Here is a 19,211-nt window from a genome sequence, read left to right on the forward strand (position 1 = left end):
AGCGAGTCATTGAAGATGAAAACACTGGAAATCTGGTACGAGTTCGGCAGCAACTACAGCTACCTGAGCGTGCAACGGGTGGGCGAGCTCGCCCGTTCGCGCGGTGTGCCGCTGAAATGGGAGCCATTCCTGCTGGGCCCGATCTTCAAATCGTTCGGTTGGGAAACCTCACCGTTCGTGCTGCAGGAGCAGAAAGGCCGCTACATGTGGCGCGACATGGAGCGGCAGTGTGAGAAGTACGGCCTGCCGTGGAAGCGCCCCACGAACTTCCCGCGCCGGGCTCTGTTGCCCATGCGGGTCGCGGTGCTCGGCAAGGATGCCGTGTGGATCGAGGCCTTCTCGCGGCGCATGATGGCCCTGAACTTCGTCGAGGACCGGGAGATCGATTCGGTGGAGGCGGTGTCCCGTGTTCTTGTGGAACTGGGCCTGGATGCCGGCGCGATCATTGAACAAGCACAGGACGCCCAGAACAAGGAGCGCTTGAAGGACCAGACGCTGCGAGCGCGGGCGCTCGGCGTCTTCGGTGGGCCCACGTTCTTCGTGGAGGGCGAGATGTTCTGGGGCAACGACCGCTTGGATGAGGCCGTCGAGTGGGCAGCCAGGGCTTAGGTCATGACCGAGAAAACAGCTCGTTGAGCTGTTTTCCTGTCAGCGAGTTCTGGGTCCGGTGGAAGGTCCCTTGCCCTCGAAACTCGCTGGCGGCGGCCATCATCGCCGAGTATGCGGTGCGGGCGAACGAGCCGCCGGTGCTGACGCGACGCACGCCGAGCGTCTTCAGCGTGGCCACGTCGAGTGTGGACCCGGCGAAGCCCAACATCACGCTGACCGGCTTGCTGACGGCAGCCACCACCGCGCGAACCTGTTCCTCGGTCTTGATCCAGGGAGCGAACAGCACGTCGGCGCCGGCCTTCTCGTAGGCTTGCAGGCGCATGAGGGTGTCGTCCATTGACGCATCAGGCAGGGTGAAGCACTCCGCCCGGGCGGTCAGCACGAAGGGGTGCCCCAGGGTCCGCTTGGCTTCCACAGCGGCGTGCACCCGTTCGACCGCAAGTGACAACGGCAACAGCGGGGCACCGGGTTCGCTGCCCGAGTCTTGAATCGACGCGCCAACGATGCCGCAGGCGGCCGCCTGTTGCAAATGGCGGTACACGTCTTCGGGGGAGTCTGCGAACATGGCCTCGAGGTCGGCCGAGACCGGCAAGCTGGTGCAAGCGCACAGTTCCCGCAGGTGATTCAGGACTTGTTTGAAGGACGGTGTCCCGTCCGGCATGCCCTGGGAGAAGGCGAACCCGGCGCTGGTACTGGCCAGCGCCTCGAAGCCCAGCTTCTCCAGCAGGACGGCCGAACCCTTGTCCCATGGGTTCGGCATCAGGAAGATCTGCTTTCGCTCGTGAAGGTCGCGAAAGGCCTCGGCACGCTGTTGCTGGGTGCTGCTCATGGTTGCTGGATCAAAGGCATGGTCAGGAGTGAACGGTGGCGTCGCACGCCGCCGCGACGTGCAAACGCCCATGTGCGTTCCTCAGCCGCTGCACGCCTTCCCGAATCCGATCGGGCGGGTTGGTGACGAAGCTGAGTCGCAGCTCGCTGGTGCCGAGGTCGCCTTGTGCGTAGAAAGCGCTGCCCGGCACAAACATCACGTTGTCCCGTATTGCCTCGGACAACAGCGCGCGGGTGCGGGTGCCGTCATTGAACCGCGCCCACAGGAACATGCCGCCCTCGGCTTCGCCGACGGTCAGGCGCTCGCCGAAGGCGTCTTCAAGCGATTCGCGCATGGCGCGGTAGCGGCTCTCGTAGGTGACGCGCATGCGTTCCACGGCCGCGTCCATGAGACCGGATTGCAGGTAGGCCGCCGCGACCTCCTGCACCAGTGACGAGGTGTGCAGGTCCATCGCCTGCTTGATGCGGACACATGCGTCAAGCACGGTGGCGGGTGCCAGCATCCAGCCAATGCGCAGCCCGGGCGCCATGCATTTGGACAGCGTGGACAAGTAGGCAACCCACCCGTGTGCACCCGCCTGGTGGCTGGCCAATTGATACAGAGAGGGCACCGCGTGTGCTCCGGGGAATCGGAGTTCGCCGTAGGGATCGTCCTCGATGACGAATACCTTGTTGTCAGCTGCCCACTTCAACAACTTGATTCGTGCTTCCAGGGGCATTTGCGCGCCGCAAGGGTTGCTGAAGGTCGGAACCACATAGAGCAGCTTGGGGCGCGCCTGGCCGCTCACCAGTGCATCCACATCCAGGCCGTTCGGTGTGGTGGGTACTGTCAGGAACCGCGGGCGCGCCAGCTCCAGCGCATTGACGGCAGCCAGATAGGTGGGCGACTCGATGGCGACCAGGTCTCCCGGGTTGACCAAGGCGCGGGCCAGAAGGTCCAGCCCCTGCTGCGACCCCGTGGTGATCAGGAGGTCATCGGGCAAAGCCGGCACACCCCGCCGGCGCATGAGTTCGGCGACGGCTGATCGCAGGCCCGGCTGCCCCTCGGTGGCGCCGTACTGCAGCGCTCGCCTCATCGACCGGCTCTGGATCAGGTCGATGGCCCGGTTGATGCCGGCCAGATCAAAAAGCTCCGCGTCGGGCAGACCGCCCGCGAACGAAATCATGCCCTCCCGGGAGGCGTGGTGCAGGAGGTCCCGGACATCGGATCGTCTGGCGGACGTTGCCACCCATGAAAGTCCGTCGAACTTGCCTGCATCCATCGCTTCTCCTTGTGAAGTGCGATATGTAGGTCAATGGTGTTCTGACAACATGAAATGTGATCCCCGGCATGTGAGCACGACTCGTGGGTGCTGGCGCATGGCCATGCGGTACTTCGGCAATCCATCCACTTCACCGTTCCCGATCATGGAAACGTCGCCCAACCCGATCGAGCCCGATGCGCTTGATCCCCTCTACAGGACCGATCTCAAGCAGATCATCGAGGCCATGCCGGCTGCCCGTCATCTCGGGGTTGTGGTGACAGGCTTCGACAGGTCCGGCCGCTCTCGGGTCGAACTGACGATACGCCGGGAGCACACGTTCAATGGGCACACGGTCCAGGCCGGCATCGTCGGCGCACTGGCCGACTTTGCCGGCGTGAGCGCGTCGGCCGCCGTGCTGGGTGAAGGCTGGATGGCAAGCACGACCGGCTTCGAGTTGCACAATCTCGCCCCGGCCAACGGCGTCCGCCTGATTGCCGTGGGCCGACCCTTGACGGCCAGTCGAACACACGGCGTTGCCACCGTGTCCGTCTTTTCTGTGGGTGCCGAGGAAGAGTCCCTCGTGGTGGCCCACGCCACCACGATCTGTCGGCCGTTTCGCCTCAACCCGGGTGGGTGACTGAGGTTTCCTCCATCGGAGTTGCCTGCGCGGCACCGGGCACGGTCGCCAACAGGTCGTTCCAGCGTGCCTGAGCCGTTGCCACCGAGGCGTGCTTTACTTGACCGAAGCCGCGGATCGAATCTGGAACGTTGGCGACCTTCACCCAGTGGTGGTAGTTGTCGCCAGTCAAGTTCGCGAGACCACGTTCCACGATCTCGAGGTAGCGGTCGATCAGGCCACGCTCCATGCGCCGCTCGGCCGTCCAGCCAAAAGGGTCGAGCCGCGTGCCGCGCAGGAAGCGCATGGCGGTGAGTACGCGCATGGCGGGGAACATCCAGCCGCCGTATTCCTGCTTGACGGGGTTGCCGTCGGCATCTCGCTTGGCGAACAGGGGCGGGGCGAGATTGAGCTTGACCTTGTAGTCGCCCTCGAACTTGGCGTCGAGCTTGTCCCAGAAGTCAGCGGCGGTGTACAGCCGAGCCACCTCGTACTCGTCCTTGTAGGCCATCAGCTTGAACAGGTTCCTGGCGACCGCGCGGGTGAGCGCCTGATCGGCCGAGACGCCCAGCGCCACATCCCGCTGCCGCACCTTTTCGACAAAGTCGAGGTACCGGCGCGCATAGGCTTCGTTCTGGTAGTCGGTCAGTTCGGTGACCCGAAGGTCGATCGTCTGCTGCAGCGTGCGGCGCGGAAGCACCTTGATGACAGCCTGCTGGTTGACTTGCTCCTGGATGTTCTGCAGGTGGACGGCCGCAGCGCGTCCCCAGCGGAAGGCCTCGAGGTTCTTGTCGACCGCCACGCCGTTGAGTTCGATTGCGCGCTCAATGGACGCGCAGCTCAGGGGGATCAGGCCCTTCTGGAACGCGAAGCCGACCATGAACAGGTTGCTGCCAATGGAATCGCCCAGGATGGCAAGGGCAAGGCGGGTGGAGTCGACGAAGTCCACCTTCTCGCCCACCGCCTGCGTGATGAGCTGTCGAACGGTCTGCTCCGGGAAGGACCAGTCGGGGTTCTTCGTGAAATGGCCCGTCGGTTGCTGGTGGGTGTTCACCAGGGCGTGCGTTCGGCCGCGGTGCATCTTGGAGACCACCTCTTTCGATCCCGCTGTGAGCATGTCGCAGCCGAGGATGAGGTCGGCCTCGCCGGTGGGAATGCGCTGCGCCATGATGGCTTCGGCGCTTCGGGCCAGCCGCACGTGTGAAGTCACGGCGCCGTTCTTCTGGGACATGCCCGTCATGTCCAGGATGGACGCGGCCTTGCTCTCCAGATGGGCGGCCATGCCCAGCAGGGCGCCGATGGTGATGACGCCGGTTCCGCCGATGCCCGTCACCATGATGTTGTAGGCCGTCTCACACGGGGGCAGGGTCGGCTCCGGCAGCGACTGCAGCATGGCGGCGAGATCCAGCTTCGCCTTGCTGGGCTTGCGCAGCTTGCCTCCCTCAATGGTGACGAAGCTCGGGCAGAAGCCTTTCTGGCAGGAGAAGTCCTTGTTGCAGTTCGAGTCGTCGATGCGGCGCTTGCGGCCGAACTCGGTTTCCAGCGGCAACAGGGACACGCAGTTCGACTGCTGGCCGCAATCGCCGCAGCCTTCGCACACCGCCTCGTGGATGTGCAGGTGCTTTGCGGGCGTGGGGTAGCTGCCTTTCTTTCGCCGGCGGCGCTTCTCGGCGGCACAGGTCTGGTCGTAGATGATGACCGACGTGCCCTGGACCTCCCGCAGTTCCTTCTGAACCCGCTCGAGCTCCGATCGGTCGTGCACCGTGACCGAGGGCGGCAGCCCGACGCGGTTGGCGTGTCGGGTCACGTCCTCACTGACCACTGCGATGCGTCGAACACCCTCGGCGTGCACCTGCTGCGCGATCATGGGCACGGTGACCACACCGTCGTGCGGCTGTCCCCCCGTCATGGCCACGGCATCGTTGTAGAGGATCTTGTAGGTGATGTTCGTTTTTGCGGCAACCGCGGCGCGGATGGCCAGAAGGCCCGAATGGAAGTACGTGCCATCACCCAGGTTGGCGAACACGTGCTTGACCTGGGAGAAGTGGTGCTGACCGATCCAGGTGGCACCTTCGCCGCCCATGTGGGTCGTGGTCTTGTTGCCCTCGGGGTAGATCGTGGTGGCCATGATGTGGCAACCAATGCCAGCCAGGGCGACGGAGCCTTCGGGCACCTTGGTGGAGGTGTTGTGCGGGCAGCCCGAGCAGTAGTAGGCCGGCCGCGGTGGGGTCTTGTTGGCCTGGCCGAGCAAAGCCTCCTTGCTGCGGATCAACTCCAGCCGACGATCGATCGCTTCGCTGGAGTGAAACCGACGAATTCGCGAGGCGATGACGGTGGCCACCTGGGCCACAGTGAAGTCGGCCATGGGCGTGAGCAACCATTCCCCGCGCGGATGAACCCATTCGCCCTGATCGTCGAACTTCCCGATCACCCGGGGACGAACGTCATCGCGCCAGTTGTAGAGTTGCTCCTTGAGCTGGTACTCAACCAGTTGGCGCTTCTCTTCAACGACCAGAATCTCTTCCAGGCCGACCGCGAACTCGCGGATGCTGTCGGGCTCCAGCGGCCAGGGCATGGCCACCTTGAACAGCCGAACGCCGATCTGGTTCAGGCGTTCCTCGGTGAGGCCCAGTTCCTGAAGAGCCTCCAGCACGTCGCTGTAGGCTTTCCCCGATGCGACGATGCCCAACCGGTCACGGTCAGAGCGCACCGTGGTGCGGTTGAGTTGGTTGGCGCGGCAGTACGCCAGGGCCGCGTAGATCTTGTGGTCGTGCATCAGCGCTTCTTGCGCCCGCGCGACGATGCCCAGCGTCTCTGTCCACAGACGGGAATGCAGGCCGCCAGGTGGCATCTCGATATCGGGCGGCAGAACGATCTTCGTTGCGAACGGATCGGCACTCACCGAACCACTGGATTCGACCGTGTCGGCAATCGCCTTGAAGCCGACAAAGCAGCCGGAGTAGCGTGACATGGCCCATCCATGAAGGCCCAGCTCGATGAATTCATGCACGTTGGCGGGGTAGAGCACGGGCACCATGCTGGCGGCGAAGACGTGCTCGCTCTGGTGTGGCAGCGTCGAGGAGTAGCCTCCATGGTCATCGCCCGCTACCAGCAGCACGCCACCCTTGGGGCTGGAGCCGGCATGGTTCGCATGCTTCAGGACGTCGATCGAGCGGTCCACGCCAGGCCCCTTGGCATACCAGAGGCTGAACACGCCATCGTAAAGGCTGGGACCCACTTGGTCGATGTGCTGTGTGCCCCACACGCTGGTCAATGCCAGGTCTTCGTTGACGCCCGGCTGGAACTTGATCTTGTTGGCCTCCAGGTGCTTCGACGCCTTCCAGAGGGTTTCGTCGAGACCGCCGATCGGTGACCCACGATAGCCCGATACGAAACCTGCGGTGTTCAAGCCCGCGGCCTCGTCGCGCCACTTCTGCACGAACAGGAGCCGCACCAGGGCCTGAATGCCACTCAGGTAGACGGCTCCGCTGCGCGCGGTGTACTTGTCATCGAGGGTGACCTCGCGCAACCTGCATTCGTGGGCCAGCGCGTCTTTGGCGCGCGCGATGTCGTTCATCATGGAGTGGACGTCCAAAATTGTGTTCTGGGTCAACACCGCGGCCTGCACGAGGGTGGCCGTGCATCGGGTGCCATCTGCTGCGCTCATACATCGGGTGATCAACCCGATGCAGTCACGTGGCGATGGTCTCAGAAGGGCGCCTGGCCGGGACGCTCGCAGCCATGAAACGCACGACTTGATCGGCCAAGACTTTGCGAACGACCAAAGGGCGAACGCGGTACACCTGCACTGCCACCCGAGCGACAACGCGGACGAGAACGTCCAGCACGGGTAGCCATGACCAGAAGGTGCCGCGTCCTTGCGATTCGGCGCGGAGAGTTCAGTGACCGAGCGGATCCGATCGCCCTACAACAACCAGGCCGTCAGCTTCAAGCTGTTGCACCACTTCGTCGTCGTTTGCGAGGCAAGCTCACTCAGCCGGGCGGCGCATGTGCTCAACGTCTGCCAGTCCAACCTCACCCTGCAGATGTCGGACCTGGAGCGGCGCATGGGTGTGCAGCTGATGCACCGATCCTGGAAGGGAGTGGAGCTGACCGAGGCCGGGCAGATTCTCTTGCCCGAAGCCCGCGGCATCCTGCGCCGCTTTGAGAAGATCAAGATACAGGTTCAACAGGCGCACCTGCACGGGCGCGTCGATCTGGCGTGCGCCAGCTTTGCGGTGCCGGACTACCCGGCGGTGCCGCAAGCGGCGCGCATGCTGCGCCGCAACGACGCCCGCTTCGAGGTCAAGCTGGTGGAGATGCCCAGCAGTGCGCAACCGATCGCGCTGGAGAACGGGCAGGTGCAGGTGGCGGTGATGCTGGGCAAACTGCCGAACATCCAGTTCCGGGTGGCCAGGCTGCGCGAGTCCCGGATCATGCTGCTGGCCTGCGCCGGTCATGCATCGACGCGCTCCGGTGGACCGGTGTCCCTCCGGGATCTGGGGGGAGAGGTGTTCTGGATGGTGGATCGGGTTGTGGAGCCCGTGTTGCACCACGTGACCACCCGTGCATTGCTGGACGCGGATGTACCGAGCGCGATGATGCGGTCGGCCGGCGGCTTGAAAGACGTGATTGCCCAGGTAGCGACGGGCAGTGGCATTGCGCTGGTGCCCGATTGCCTGCGCGGCCTGGACGGCAGCGGGCTGTTGAATTGCGTGGACCTGGAGGAACTGCTGTCCATCGAGGTGGTGGCGGTGCACAGGGGCCTCAAGGCGAACAAGGGAACCAGGGAGCTGCTCAACTGCCTTGCAGCGGCAAACGAGCATGCCAGCGATCCAACCCCAGTGGTACTGGCTTGAACCGTGCAGGTCGCGCGCGCACGGGAATTCGAGGCGAATCCGCATGCATATGGCGATACTGTCGTCTTTGACCACGGCTCGCATCGCCCATGGACTCGATCCACACTTCGGACCGCTCCCCACACGCCGGCGCGCACGACGTGTCCGGTTTCTCCGCCGAATTCTTGCGCCTGAGGGCGGGCAGTGTGCTTTGCTGGCTGGCCACCGTGGATGACCACGGCATGCCGAACGTATCGCCCAAGGAAATCTTCTGTTGCCACGGCGAGCGCGAACTTCTGATCGCGAACATCGCCTCACCCCAGAGCGTGCGCAACATCAAGGCCCATCCGAACGTATGCGTGAGCTTCGTCGATGTCCTGATCCAGAAGGGATTCAAGGTCAAAGGTGCAGCCGTGGTCGTGGAGCCTGGCCATCCCCGTTTTGGCGAGCTGGAGTTTCCGTTGCAGCAGATGACGCGCGGTGCCTTTCCCATCCATTCGGTGATCTGCGTGCAGGTGCTGGGCACGGAGCCGATCCTTGCGCCGAGTTACCGCCTGGTGCCCGGTACCACGGAAGATTCGCAAGCGCGCGCTGCACAGGCGGTCTACCGCTGGCCCAGGCCGTAGCCGGTTGTCGGACCGCTGGGTGGCATGGCGGCGCACCCGACCTTACAGGTGAATTGCGACCGTCGACAAAGCCAGCAGGGCGCCCATGCTGCGGTTGAACAGCCGCGCATTGCGGTCCTTCCCGAGCCAACGCTTGAGCGCCACACCACCGAACATCCAGATGGCGCAGGCCAACGTGGCGGCGACCGCGAATGTCAGTGATATGGCGAGCGCACGATCGACCACCGTGCCGGGCAGGGCGCTGCCGTAGCTGGCGGCCGCGCTGGCACTCACCACCCAGGATTTCGGGTTCACCCACTGGAACGCCAGCGATTTCCAGAAGCCGATGACCTCGCTCTGATCGTCTTGTCGCACGGCCGGTGCATTGGCCACCTTCCAGGCCAGCCACAGCAGGAAGGCCGATCCGAGCCACTTGAGCGCATCCAGGAGGATGGGGTGAGTGGCGATGATGCCGCCCAGACCCGCGACTGCCGCCGCCATCATGAGCGCCATGCCTGCGACGACACCGAGCAGGCACCACAGGCCGCGCACAAGGCCCGCCTGTGCACCAGCCGTCATCACCAACATGTTGCTCGGCCCGGGGGTGACCGCGGCGGTGAATCCGAAGACGAAAAAGGCGATGAGTTCCGGGTGCGGCATGGTTTGCAAAGGGCGGAGGGTGGTTGCCGCTGGTATATGCGGCATGCCGAACCAACACGTGAAAACGCCAACCTTGCCAAGTACGAATCTGCACGGTATCGACCGCCCAACGGGACCTCTGAGCCGTGCAGAGCTAACCCATCAGTTGTCCTGCTTCAGCGGCAATGGACAGGAATGTCGAGATCAACGGCGCGTGGCGCCGTTCCTGGCGGCAGATGAAGCCCACGTGGGTGGCCATCTCGGTGTCGGTGACGCGCAGCTTCACCAGCCTCGGGTCCGGCACGTAGGCGGTCTCGGCCACCACGCCCAGCCCCAGGCCCTGCGCAACTGCCTCGCGCACTGCCTCGCGGCTACCCATCTCCAGCGCGACCTGCACCCGCACACCGCGCTCGCGCAATTCGTTCTCGAACACGCGTCGCGTGGTCGAGCCCTCCTCGCGAATCACGAAGCGTTGGCCCTCCAACGCCTTCAAGGTCAGGGTTGACTGCTGAACGAGCGGGTGGTCCCTATGGGCGAACACCACAAGCCGCTGAGTGCGAAAAGGCATGCCGTGCAGGTCGGGGTGTTCGACGTGGTTGAGCACGACACCGATGTCACCCTGGTAGTCGAGGATCTTGCCGGTGATGGTGCGCGAGTCGCCGACGCCGACCACGAGGTTGACCTGTGGATGGCGCGCGGCGAATGCCTTGAGTACCGGGACCACGTTGTACGGCCCGATGGCGTGCACCACCAGGCGCCCGGCGTAGTGGTTGCGCGCAGCCGTGAGCAGGGCCAGCGCGTCTTCCTCGCCGCTGAAGGTGCGGCGCGTATGGTCGAGCAGGGTTCGCCCGAAGGCGGTGAGTTCAAGTCGGCGACCACGGCGGTGGAACAGCTCCACGCCGAATTCGCCTTCCAGCCGCTGTATGTGCGCGGACACCGTGGGCTGCTGCAGCGCCATCGCCCGCGCGGCCGCCGTCATGCTGCCCGCTCGCGCGGTGGCATCGAAGGCCTTCAGGGCCGCGAGCAGACTCAATCCAGACATAGATGGCACCAATGGATGCCCTCATTTTTCTGGATGAAAGTTTCATACAGGTGACACCTCGTGCCGGGAGACTGGGTACATGCCAATCAACGAGGGCGTGACCATGCAGACGAGCAAGCGTGAAACCCAGCTGAACCTGAAGGGTGTGTCGGTCACCTATGGCGACGGCCACCGGGCCCTGCAGCCGACCCATCTGTCCGTGGCGCGTGGCGAGTTCCTGGTGCTGCTGGGCGCCTCGGGTGCCGGAAAGTCCACCCTGCTGCGCAGCATCAACGGGCTGGTGCGGCCCGATGGCGGGCAGATCGAGGTACACGGTCTGCCCGGTGGCGCGGTGTCGGCGCGCAACCTGCGCGAGCACCGGCGCCGCTGCGCGATGGTGTTCCAGCAGCACCACCTGATCGGGCGGCAGACCGTGCTGGCCAACGTGCTCATGGGCAAGCTTGCGAGCCGCGGATCGCTGGCCTCGCTGTGGCCCTGGAGCCGGGCCGACAAGCTGCAGGCGCTGGCGGTGATCGACCGTGTTGGCCTGCTGGACAAGGCGCTCGCGCGCGCGGACACGCTGTCTGGCGGGCAGCAGCAGCGCGTGGGCATAGCGCGCGCGCTGGTGCAAGGCCCGAACCTGCTGCTGGCCGACGAGCCCGTGGCCAGTCTGGACCCGGCCACCGCGCAGGGCGTGCTCACGCTGCTGCACGACATCTGCAAGAAGGATCGCCTCACCGCCATCGTGAGCCTGCACCAGGTGAACCTGGCGCGCCTGTTTGCCGACCGCGTCGTCGGCATGCGCCAGGGCCAGGTGGTGTTCGAGGGCTTGCCCGCGCAGCTCACGAAAGACGTCGAGTCGTCGCTCTACGCGCGCACCGGCACCGCGACCGCAACCAGCACCACCGAATCCCTGGTGCCCACCCTGGTTCACGCCTGAACCGTTCCCCTCACCCGATGAAGGAGTCTTTGTCATGTTGAACCGCCGCCAACTCTCGCGCCTGGTCGCCCTGACCTCGTTTGCCGCCTTGCTGCCGCTGTGGGCCCAGGCCCAGGGCAAGGACCCGTCGCGCCTGCGCGTGGCACTGCTGCCGGACGAGAACGCCGCCAGCATCATCCAGAACGCACAGCCGCTCAAGCGTTACCTCGAACAGACGCTGAAGAAAGACGTCGAGATCACGGTGACCACCGACTACTCCTCAATGATCGAAGCGATGCGCTTCGGACGCATCGAGGTGGCGTACTTCGGCCCGTTCTCCTACGTGCTCGCGAAGTCCAAGGCGCCCACCATCGAACCGTTCGCGGTCGGCGTCGAGCGCGGATCGCCCACCTACCAGTCGGTGTTGATCGCCACCGCTGGCGGCCCGGTGAAGACGCTCGCCGACGTGCGTGGCAAACCCTTCGGCTTCGGAGACCAGGCCTCCACCTCGAGCCACCTGGCACCCCGCGCGCACCTGCTCAAGAAGTACCAGCTCGACGGCGAGAAGGACTACCGCCCGGTGCACCTGGGCACGCACGACGCTGTGGCACGCGCCGTGCAGGCCGGACAGGTGCCGGCCGGCGCCTTGTCCAAGCCCATCCTGGACAACCTGATCGCGCGTGGCACGGTGGACGCGTCCAAGATCGTGCAGCTCGATCTGTCGGCACCGATCCCGAACTACCCGATCGTGATGCAGGGCGACCTCAAGCCCGAACTCAAGCAGGCCATCCGCGCCGCCTTCCTCGACATGAAGGACGCCGAGGTGCTCAAGGCCTTCCGCGTGCAGGGTTTCGCAGCCACAGATGACGCCGCGTATGACGTCCTGCGCGAGACCGCCACCGTGCTCAAGCTCGACCTGGGACGCATGCAATGACATCGCTTGCGCTCGACGCCATCGTTGCGCTGGATCACCAGCGCCGCCTTCGCCGCCTGGCCGGCGTGGCCGCGGTGCTGCTGGTGTGCGCGTTGGCCCTGCACGTCACCGGCTTCTTCGACGCCCAGCGCTTCATGGAGGGCGCTCCCGCGATCCGGCAGCTTGCGTCGGAGATGGTGCCGCCAAACTTCGCGCGCTGGGAGCATTGGGTGATTCCGCTGCGCGACACGCTGGCGATGTCGATCGCGGGCACCGCACTCACCATCGTGGTGTCGCTGCCGCTGGCGCTGCTGGCCGCGCCCAACACCGCGCCGAATGCGGTGGTGGGGCGGTTGGCGCGCACCGTGCTGGCGGCATTTCGCTCGGTGCCCGAGATCATCCTGGGCATCCTGTTCGTGGCGGCGGTGGGCTTTGGTGCCTTGCCCGGGGTGCTGGCGCTGGCACTGCACTCCACCGGCATGGTGGCCAAGTTCTACGCCGAGGCGATTGAGCACGTCGACCCCAAGCCGCTGGAGGCCGCCGTCGCGGCTGGCGCCAGCCGCCTGCAGGTGATCACGCACGCGGTGTTGCCGCAGGTGCTGCCGCAACTGGCCGACATCACCATCTACCGCTGGGAATACCACTTCCGGGCCTCCGCCGTGATGGGCATCGTGGGTGCTGGTGGCATCGGCTTCGAGCTGATGGCCGCATTGCGCCTGGTCAAGTACGACGAGGTGTCGGCCATCCTGTTGTCCATCCTGGCCTGCGTGCTGGTGGTGGATGGCATCGGTTCGGCGCTGCGAAAGCGCCTCAAGTGAGGGAACACAACAACATGCCGAAGATCGTGGTCACCCAACCCGTACACGCCGAAGTGCTGCAGACCTTGCAGGCCGCCGGCGAGGTGGTGATGAACCCCGGGCCCGAGCCCTGGAGCGATGCTGAGCGTCAGCGGCACCTGGTCGACGCGGAGGCCATGATGGCTTTCATGACCGATCGTGTCGACCAGGAAACGCTGCTGAATGCACCGCGCCTGCGCACCATCGCCTGCGCACTCAAGGGCTACGACAACTTCGATCTCGCGGCCTGTGCCGCGGCCGGTGTGAGCGTGAGCTTCGTGCCCGATCTGCTCACCGAACCCACGGCAGAGCTTGCGGTCGGTCTGGCCATCGCCGCAGCGCGCCATGTGTTGCCGGGCGATGCCGCAGTGCGCGCCGGCTACGCGGGCTGGCGACCCACGCTGTACGGCACCGGGCTACATGGCTCGGTGGTGGCGGTCGTGGGATTGGGTGCGGTGGGGCGCGCCATCGTGGATCGGCTCATGGGTTTTGGTTGCGCCGAACTGCTGGGAGTCGACCCACAGCGCGACGATGCGCGCGTGCGACGCGTTCAGATCGAGGAGGCCATGGCGCGGTCCGACTACTTGCTGCTGGCTGCGCCACTCACTGCGTCCACGCGTCACCTCATCGACGCCGCCGCACTGGCCGGGGCCCGGCCGGGCCTGATCCTGGTCAACATCGGGCGTGGCTCTGTGGTCGACGAGGCGGCGGTGGTTCGCGCGCTTGACGACGCTCGCCTGGGCGCGTATGCGGCCGACGTCTATGAAATGGAGGACTGGCTGCTGCCCGATCGTCCACGCCAAGTGAACGCAGGGCTTGTCCGCCACCCACGAACGGTGCTCACGCCGCACATTGGTTCGGCGGTGCAACGCGTGCGGCTGGCGATCGAGATGCGGGCAGCAGACAACCTGATTCGATCGCTGCAGGGTGAGTCGTTGACGGACTTCGCCATCGCTCATCCGTAGCGCTCGTTCATGTCGCCTGACCGACTCGCCACAGCACACCCGAGGGATCCCAGAACACGAATTCGGTCATTCCCCAGGGCTGCTGCGTCACGGCGCCGACGCGCACGCCGAAGTAGCGTTGCAGCGCGTCTCTCGCCATGTGCCGATGCCAAGCGTCAACGTCGGGCACGAGGAGGTGAAGCATGAGGTTGTCAGCGAGGCCGGGTTCGTAGAAGTCCTGCAGCAGGAACGCACAGCCCTGCAGCTTGAGGTAGGCGACGCCTTGTCCGGCGGATGAGGCCGTGAAGCCAACCTCCTGGTAAAAGCGCAGCGACAGGTCGAAGTCGCTCGCGGGCACGAAGGGTTTCAGTTCAATGGCCTGCAATTCCGGCATGCGTGCTCCTTTGTAACCCTGTGGGCTATGGCCTGCCTTCGACCAGTGCGTCGAACTCGTCCAGAAATTGCTTGCGCACCAGCAGGCCCATAGGTACGCCGTAGGCACGTTGTCCCACGCTCACCCTGGCGAACACGAGGTTTCGGTTTCCCAGGGATGCCCAGCCCACAAACCACCCGATGGGCTCATTCTTGTCTGCAACCCAGGCGCGCGAGTATGTCCAGGTCGATCCCGTCTTGCCCGAGATGGCCCAGCCAGCGTCGGTCCGGAACCGCGGGATGATGGCTTTCGCGGCCTGCTGGGCGCGGGCGGACACGGGGAGCTCCTCGCGCACCAGTTTGCGCAGGTACGTGGTCTGCTCGCGGGCCGATATGGCCAGCGACCCGCCGATCCACGCCGAGTCCGTTCCGGGCCGGCCGATGATGCCGGCGGAGGCATCCTTGTTGCCATAGGCGAACTTGAGAACGTACTGTTCCAGGCGGGCACGCCCGAGCGTCCGTGTCAGCTCGCGCGAGTACCAGACAAGGGAGTGTTGCTGCCAGCTGGTGGGTGTGCCGAGCCGAACGCCCACCAATTGGCCTGGTACCGCCTCGGGCAGTTCCCAAAGCGGGTTCATCGAATCGACCAGGATGCCGGCATCGAAACCCATGACTGCCAGTGGAACCTTGAAGGTCGATGCCGGGCTGTGACGCCTGTCGCAATCGCCCGATACGTGAATCGGCTTGCCTGTGTCGACATCGACCACCAGTGTGCATGCCGGCTCTGGCGCAGTCTCGGTTTGCGTCCAGGCTGGCCCGGACAGCGCGAGTGCCAACGCGGTGAACAGCAGCGAATGTCGCGGCGCGAGCTGACAGGGCAGGAGTCGGGTCCTGTCTCCGTGGCGGCGGCAATTGAATAAGCATGACACTGGTCTGGACATGGCGGGGATCTAGCTGGTGGCCAGCGCAGGCTGGCGCCGCGTGGCAGATGACGAGGGCGTTCGGGCGCTCCTGGCAGGTCGATCGCTCGACGCAAGTCGACGAAAAGCGCCGTGAAGCGCGTTCTCCTTCGAGACCGACGGGTTAGCGCCGAAGTGCTTGCGCCAGGCACGTCGCAGGTGCTGCGTGGACGAGAAGCCCGAAAGCTCGGCCACCCGCTGGAGCGACATGACGGGATGGTTTTGCAGGACGTCGACGGCGCGAGCCAGCCGCTTGCGCTGGAGGTAGTCGAAGACCCCGCAGCCGAGCGCCTCCCGGAACAGGCGCTGAAGATGCCGCTCGCTCACATAGACAGAGTTGGCCAGGGTGCAGGTTGTCCACGGGAAAGTGGGGTTGCGGCTCAAGAGGTCGTCCACGCGCTGTAGCGCGGGATGCGCCGCTGGTATGGGTGGCGTGCGCGCGCGAGGCTCGTTCAACGGCTCCTCGGCGAGTCGCAGCAGGTTCTTCGTCACGCGTGAGACCGCGCTGCGATGGCCGAGTGCATCCAGCACCGAGAGTGCGGCGTCTGCCGCAGTCAGCATGCCCGCGCAGGTCAGAAGGTTGCCGTCTCGCAGGACGGCCTCCGAGGCGATCCAGTCAGTCATGGGGAACTGACAGCGCAGTGCCGCCAGCAGCGACTGGCTGACCGTGGCCTTGCGACCGTTCAGGAAGCCGTGCGTGGCCAGAAAGCGCACACCGCCGCCCACCCCGCACACGAGCGAGCCGGCCAGCAACGCCTCATTGACATAGCGGGCGGCCTGCACCTCCAGGGGGTCGATCGCATCGAGCGACCAGAGCTCGCCGGCGCAGACGAAGAGGGCGGTGGGTATGCCCGGTGTTCGAAGTGCGGGCGCCGGGCCCGCCATAGGTGAATCGTCCATGTCCAGGCACTGGACGTGAAGTTCAACGCCGGCTCGAATCGCTTCGCCCAGCGCCTCCAGGATGGTGACCTTCTCCAGCAGCCTGTGACCGGGCAGCGTCACCACAACGGCAGTTGCCTGCCTGCGGCCGATATCCATGGATGCCTACTTTCTCGACATGCTTGAAGCGACGATCCCGGGGGGAATCGCCGTCAGATGCGAGCAAGTCTCCATGTTGCGCTGCGCAACGGCTTGAATTGCGCAGCCTGCCGCTGCTCGAATTTTCAGAGTTGCGACGTTGCGCGGGCGGTCACTCGCCGAGATAGGCTTCCTTCACGCGCTGGTCGGCCGCCAGCGCGTTGGCGTCACCGAACAGGGTGATGGTGCCGCTGCTCATCACATAGCCCCTGTCCGCGATGTCGAGCGCCAGCGCTGCGTTCTGCTCCACCAGCAGCACCGTGACACCGCTCTTGTGCACCTGCTCGACCACCCGAAAGATCGTGTCCACCATGATGGGCGACAAACCCATGGACGGCTCGTCCAGCAGCAGCACCCGGGGGTGACACATCAAGGCACGGGCCAACGCAAGCATCTGCTGCTCTCCGCCCGACATCGTGCCCGCCAGTTGGTGGGCGCGCTCCTTGAGGCGGGGGAAGGTTGTGAACATGCGTTCGATATCGGCCTGCACCTGAACCGGGGTGCTGCGCGCGGGGTAGCTGCCGATCTGCAGGTTCTCCAGGACCGTCATGCGTGTCAGGATGCCTCGACCCTCCGGCACGAGCGACAAGCCCTGCTGCACGCGCTGGTGCGGCTTGAGGTGACCGATCTCTTCACCGAACAGTTTGATGCTCAGGGTCGTCGAGGGCACCACACCCATGATGGCGCCCATGGTGGACGTCTTGCCGGCACCGTTCGATCCGATGAGGCAGACCATCTCGCCGCTCTGCGCGGCGAGCGATACCCGGCGAACCGCCCGCACGCCGTCATAGGAAACCGACAGGTCCGTGATCTCGAGTGCGGTGCTCATGCGGTGGGCTCCAGATGGGCCTTGCCCAGGTAGGCTTGAATGAACTCGGGGTGGGCGCGAACCTGCTCCGGTGAGCCACAGACGATCTCGCGCCCCCTGTCGAGTGCGGTGATCTGGTCGCACAGGCCCATCACGAGCTTCACATCGTGCTCGATCAGCAGGATGGAGATGCCGTCGTTGCGGATCTGCTCCAGCAGGCGGCGCAGCGTGGCTTTCTCCGATGGATTCATGCCCGCAGCCGGCTCGTCCAGCGCGAGCAGCTTGGGCTCCGTGGCCAGCGCACGTGCGATCTCCAGGCGGCGTTGATCGCCGTAGGAGAGGGTGCGTGCCACCTTGTCGGCGAGGTGCTCCACACCCACGTAGGCGAGGAGGGCGCGGGCCTTGTTCCGGATTGCCGCCTCGCTTGCCTTGAAGGCTTGGGTGGCCAGCACGGTTTGCATCAGCGAGCTTCGGGAACGGATGTGCCGCCCGACCATCACGTTCTCCAGGGCCGTCATCGAGCCGAACAGGCGGATGTTCTGGAAGGTTCTCGCGATGCCGGCGTCCGTGACCTGGTGGACCGAGCGTGGGGAATACGGCCTGCCGTCCAGCGTGAAGCTGCCGCTGTCCGGCGGGTACAAGCCGGTGATGACGTTGAAGAAGGTGGTCTTGCCGGCGCCGTTGGGGCCGATCAGGCCGTAGATCTGGCCCGCCTGGATGCTCAGGCCGACATCAGACAGGGCCTGCAGGCCGCCGAAGCGTTTGTTGACGCCGCGGACGTCGAGAAGCGAGTGGATCGATGGTGTCACGAGCGGGCTCCCGTCAGCCAGCTTTGGCGTTGAGCGTGACGAGCTCCGGTTGCACCGGTTCATCTTGCGTGGCGTGCGCGGCCGAAGCCCGGCGTGAAGCCCGTGCGACGCTGGACACCAGACCGCTGGGGCGCCAGAGCATGATGACCACCATGGCCAGGCCGTAGAGCAGTTGGCGGGCCACCTCGGCGTCGATCACGGCGTTGCCCGGGCCGAGGATGGCCTCCTGGAACGGAATGACGACCAGGCGCAGGGCTTCGGGAATGGCTGCCAGCATGGCCGCGCCGATCACTACGCCCCACACATTGCCAAGGCCACCCAGCACCACCATGGCGAGCACGACGATGGATTCGAACAAGGTGAAGGACTCGGGGCTCACGAACCCCTGGAAAGCCGCAAACAGGCTGCCCGAAACACCCCCGAAGACCGCGCCCGCCGAGAAGGCCAGCAGTTTCATGTTGCGGGTGTTGATGCCCATGGCCTTGGCGGCGATCTCATCCTCCCGGATCGCCATCCAGGCGCGCCCGATGCGCGAATCGATCAGGCGAAAGCAGATGAGGATGGCCACCGCCGTGATCGCAAGCAGCACGTAGTAGTGCGCGACGACCGAACTCACCTCAATGCCCCAGAAGTCGACCACGCCGCGCTCGCCAGCGAGCGAGACCCCGAAGATGGAGATCGGGTCGATCTGGGAGATGCCCTGTGGGCCGTTCGTGATGTTGAGCGGAGCGTTGAGGTTGTTCAGGAAGATGCGGATGATCTCGCCAAATCCCAGGGTGACGATGGCGAGGTAGTCGCCCCGCAGCTTGAGCGTGGGCGCGCCCAGCAGGATGCCGAAGACCCCCGCCACCAGCCCCGCCAGCGGAATGCTCGCCCACAGCGGCACATGCAGCCCGTTGGGCGCGATGGCTGCGATCCACGCGAACTGTTCTGCCAGATGCGGCGACGCCAGCAACGCATACAGATAGGCGCCCACGGCGTAGAAGGCGATGAAGCCCAGGTCCAGAAGGCCAGTGAACCCAACAACGATGTTGAGGCCCAATGCCAACAGGATGTAGAGCAAGGCGAAATCCAGAATGCGCACCCAGGCACCACCGCCGGTTCCGATGATGGGTGGAAGGATCAGCAGGGCAAGAACAAGAATCACATGGGCAGGCTTGACGGCTCTCATGGC

At 65.1% G+C, this 19,211-nt stretch carries 19 protein-coding genes; 8 read left to right on the top strand and 11 right to left on the bottom strand.

All coding sequences use genetic code 11. The annotated features are described in order from the left end of the window. The first annotated feature begins 15 nt into the window (after positions 1-15). On the top strand, positions 16-609 hold the full coding sequence (locus G9Q37_RS06015; protein ID WP_166225973.1) for a 2-hydroxychromene-2-carboxylate isomerase: 594 nt from the start codon (positions 16-18) through the stop codon (positions 607-609). Position 610: 1 nt separating this feature from the next. Here the strand turns inward: G9Q37_RS06015 and G9Q37_RS06020 are convergent, their stop codons facing one another. Together G9Q37_RS06020 and G9Q37_RS06025 are read right to left on the bottom strand one after the other, a co-directional pair. Further along, complete coding sequence (locus G9Q37_RS06020) at positions 611-1,438, bottom strand: isocitrate lyase/PEP mutase family protein (protein WP_166225976.1); 828 nt, start codon at positions 1,436-1,438, stop codon at positions 611-613. Positions 1,439-1,460: 22 nt separating this feature from the next. Further along, positions 1,461-2,699 carry an aminotransferase-like domain-containing protein gene (locus tag G9Q37_RS06025; RefSeq protein ID WP_166225979.1) on the bottom strand — a complete coding sequence of 413 codons (1,239 nt, stop codon included), beginning with the start codon at positions 2,697-2,699 and terminating at the stop codon, positions 1,461-1,463. A gap of 97 nt (positions 2,700-2,796) precedes the next feature. Between G9Q37_RS06025 and G9Q37_RS06030 the strand changes: the two genes are divergently transcribed. After that, entirely contained in the window at positions 2,797-3,318 is a 522-nt protein-coding gene (locus tag G9Q37_RS06030; RefSeq protein WP_166225982.1) for a PaaI family thioesterase, read from the top strand. Here the strand turns inward: G9Q37_RS06030 and G9Q37_RS06035 are convergent. Beyond that, positions 3,302-6,874 (bottom strand): indolepyruvate ferredoxin oxidoreductase family protein, encoded by a 3,573-nt coding sequence (locus tag G9Q37_RS06035; RefSeq protein WP_205710764.1) that lies wholly within the window; start codon positions 6,872-6,874, stop codon positions 3,302-3,304. The genes G9Q37_RS06030 and G9Q37_RS06035 overlap by 17 nt on opposite strands. A 325-nt stretch (positions 6,875-7,199) precedes the next feature. Here G9Q37_RS06035 and G9Q37_RS06040 point away from each other — a divergent pair, with 325 nt between their 5' ends. Both G9Q37_RS06040 and G9Q37_RS06045 read left to right on the top strand, forming a co-directional pair. Continuing rightward, the gene (locus tag G9Q37_RS06040) at positions 7,200-8,156 is read left to right on the top strand and encodes a LysR family transcriptional regulator (protein ID WP_166225987.1); all 957 of its coding nucleotides are present in this window, start codon (positions 7,200-7,202) and stop codon (positions 8,154-8,156) included. Between the two features lie 89 nt (positions 8,157-8,245). Further along, positions 8,246-8,761, top strand: coding sequence for a pyridoxamine 5'-phosphate oxidase family protein (locus tag G9Q37_RS06045; RefSeq protein WP_166225990.1), 516 nt, complete (start codon positions 8,246-8,248; stop codon positions 8,759-8,761). A 42-nt stretch (positions 8,762-8,803) separates the two neighbouring features. Here G9Q37_RS06045 and G9Q37_RS06050 read toward each other — a convergent pair whose 3' ends face one another. Together G9Q37_RS06050 and G9Q37_RS06055 are read right to left on the bottom strand one after the other, a co-directional pair. Beyond that, positions 8,804-9,400 carry a LysE family translocator gene (locus tag G9Q37_RS06050; RefSeq protein ID WP_240936630.1) on the bottom strand — a complete coding sequence of 199 codons (597 nt, stop codon included), beginning with the start codon at positions 9,398-9,400 and terminating at the stop codon, positions 8,804-8,806. Positions 9,401-9,533: 133 nt separating this feature from the next. Beyond that, positions 9,534-10,421 (bottom strand): LysR substrate-binding domain-containing protein, encoded by an 888-nt coding sequence (locus G9Q37_RS06055; protein WP_166225996.1) that lies wholly within the window; start codon positions 10,419-10,421, stop codon positions 9,534-9,536. A gap of 79 nt (positions 10,422-10,500) precedes the next feature. On the opposite strand from G9Q37_RS06055, the gene phnC reads away from it, so the two are divergent. Genes phnC through G9Q37_RS06075 form a run of 4 tightly spaced genes read left to right on the top strand, consistent with a single transcriptional unit; the run spans position 10,501 to position 14,033 of the window. Then, the gene (phnC, locus tag G9Q37_RS06060; RefSeq protein WP_474099922.1) at positions 10,501-11,340 is read left to right on the top strand and encodes a phosphonate ABC transporter ATP-binding protein; all 840 of its coding nucleotides are present in this window, start codon (positions 10,501-10,503) and stop codon (positions 11,338-11,340) included. A 34-nt stretch (positions 11,341-11,374) separates the two neighbouring features. Further along, the gene (gene phnD / locus G9Q37_RS06065; protein ID WP_166225999.1) at positions 11,375-12,253 is read left to right on the top strand and encodes a phosphate/phosphite/phosphonate ABC transporter substrate-binding protein; all 879 of its coding nucleotides are present in this window, start codon (positions 11,375-11,377) and stop codon (positions 12,251-12,253) included. Continuing rightward, a complete protein-coding gene (gene phnE, locus G9Q37_RS06070) occupies positions 12,250-13,050 on the top strand; it encodes a phosphonate ABC transporter, permease protein PhnE (protein ID WP_166226002.1) in 801 nt (266 codons plus the stop codon). The genes phnD and phnE overlap by 4 nt, the downstream gene beginning before the upstream one ends. Positions 13,051-13,064: 14 nt before the next feature. Beyond that, the gene (locus G9Q37_RS06075; protein ID WP_166226005.1) at positions 13,065-14,033 is read left to right on the top strand and encodes an NAD(P)-dependent oxidoreductase; all 969 of its coding nucleotides are present in this window, start codon (positions 13,065-13,067) and stop codon (positions 14,031-14,033) included. A 7-nt stretch (positions 14,034-14,040) separates the two neighbouring features. On the opposite strand, the gene G9Q37_RS06080 is transcribed toward G9Q37_RS06075, so the two are convergent. The 6 genes from G9Q37_RS06080 to G9Q37_RS06105 form a co-directional block, all read right to left on the bottom strand. After that, positions 14,041-14,406 carry a VOC family protein gene (locus tag G9Q37_RS06080; protein WP_166226008.1) on the bottom strand — a complete coding sequence of 122 codons (366 nt, stop codon included), beginning with the start codon at positions 14,404-14,406 and terminating at the stop codon, positions 14,041-14,043. A 25-nt stretch (positions 14,407-14,431) separates the two neighbouring features. Beyond that, a complete protein-coding gene (locus tag G9Q37_RS06085) occupies positions 14,432-15,151 on the bottom strand; it encodes a penicillin-binding transpeptidase domain-containing protein (protein WP_166226011.1) in 720 nt (239 codons plus the stop codon). Positions 15,152-15,334: 183 nt separating this feature from the next. Further along, on the bottom strand, positions 15,335-16,381 hold the full coding sequence (locus tag G9Q37_RS06090) for a helix-turn-helix domain-containing protein (protein ID WP_166226014.1): 1,047 nt from the start codon (positions 16,379-16,381) through the stop codon (positions 15,335-15,337). A 151-nt stretch (positions 16,382-16,532) separates the two neighbouring features. Next, the gene (locus G9Q37_RS06095; RefSeq protein WP_166226017.1) at positions 16,533-17,249 is read right to left on the bottom strand and encodes an ABC transporter ATP-binding protein; all 717 of its coding nucleotides are present in this window, start codon (positions 17,247-17,249) and stop codon (positions 16,533-16,535) included. Continuing rightward, on the bottom strand, positions 17,246-18,037 hold the full coding sequence (locus G9Q37_RS06100) for an ABC transporter ATP-binding protein (RefSeq protein ID WP_240936533.1): 792 nt from the start codon (positions 18,035-18,037) through the stop codon (positions 17,246-17,248). Before G9Q37_RS06100 ends, G9Q37_RS06095 begins: the two co-directional genes overlap by 4 nt. A gap of 13 nt (positions 18,038-18,050) precedes the next feature. Then, complete coding sequence (locus G9Q37_RS06105) at positions 18,051-19,208, bottom strand: ABC transporter permease subunit (RefSeq protein ID WP_166226022.1); 1,158 nt, start codon at positions 19,206-19,208, stop codon at positions 18,051-18,053. Between the last annotated feature and the right edge of the window lie 3 nt (positions 19,209-19,211).

The organism is Hydrogenophaga crocea, assembly GCF_011388215.1.
GTDB lineage: Bacteria > Pseudomonadota > Gammaproteobacteria > Burkholderiales > Burkholderiaceae_C > Hydrogenophaga > Hydrogenophaga crocea.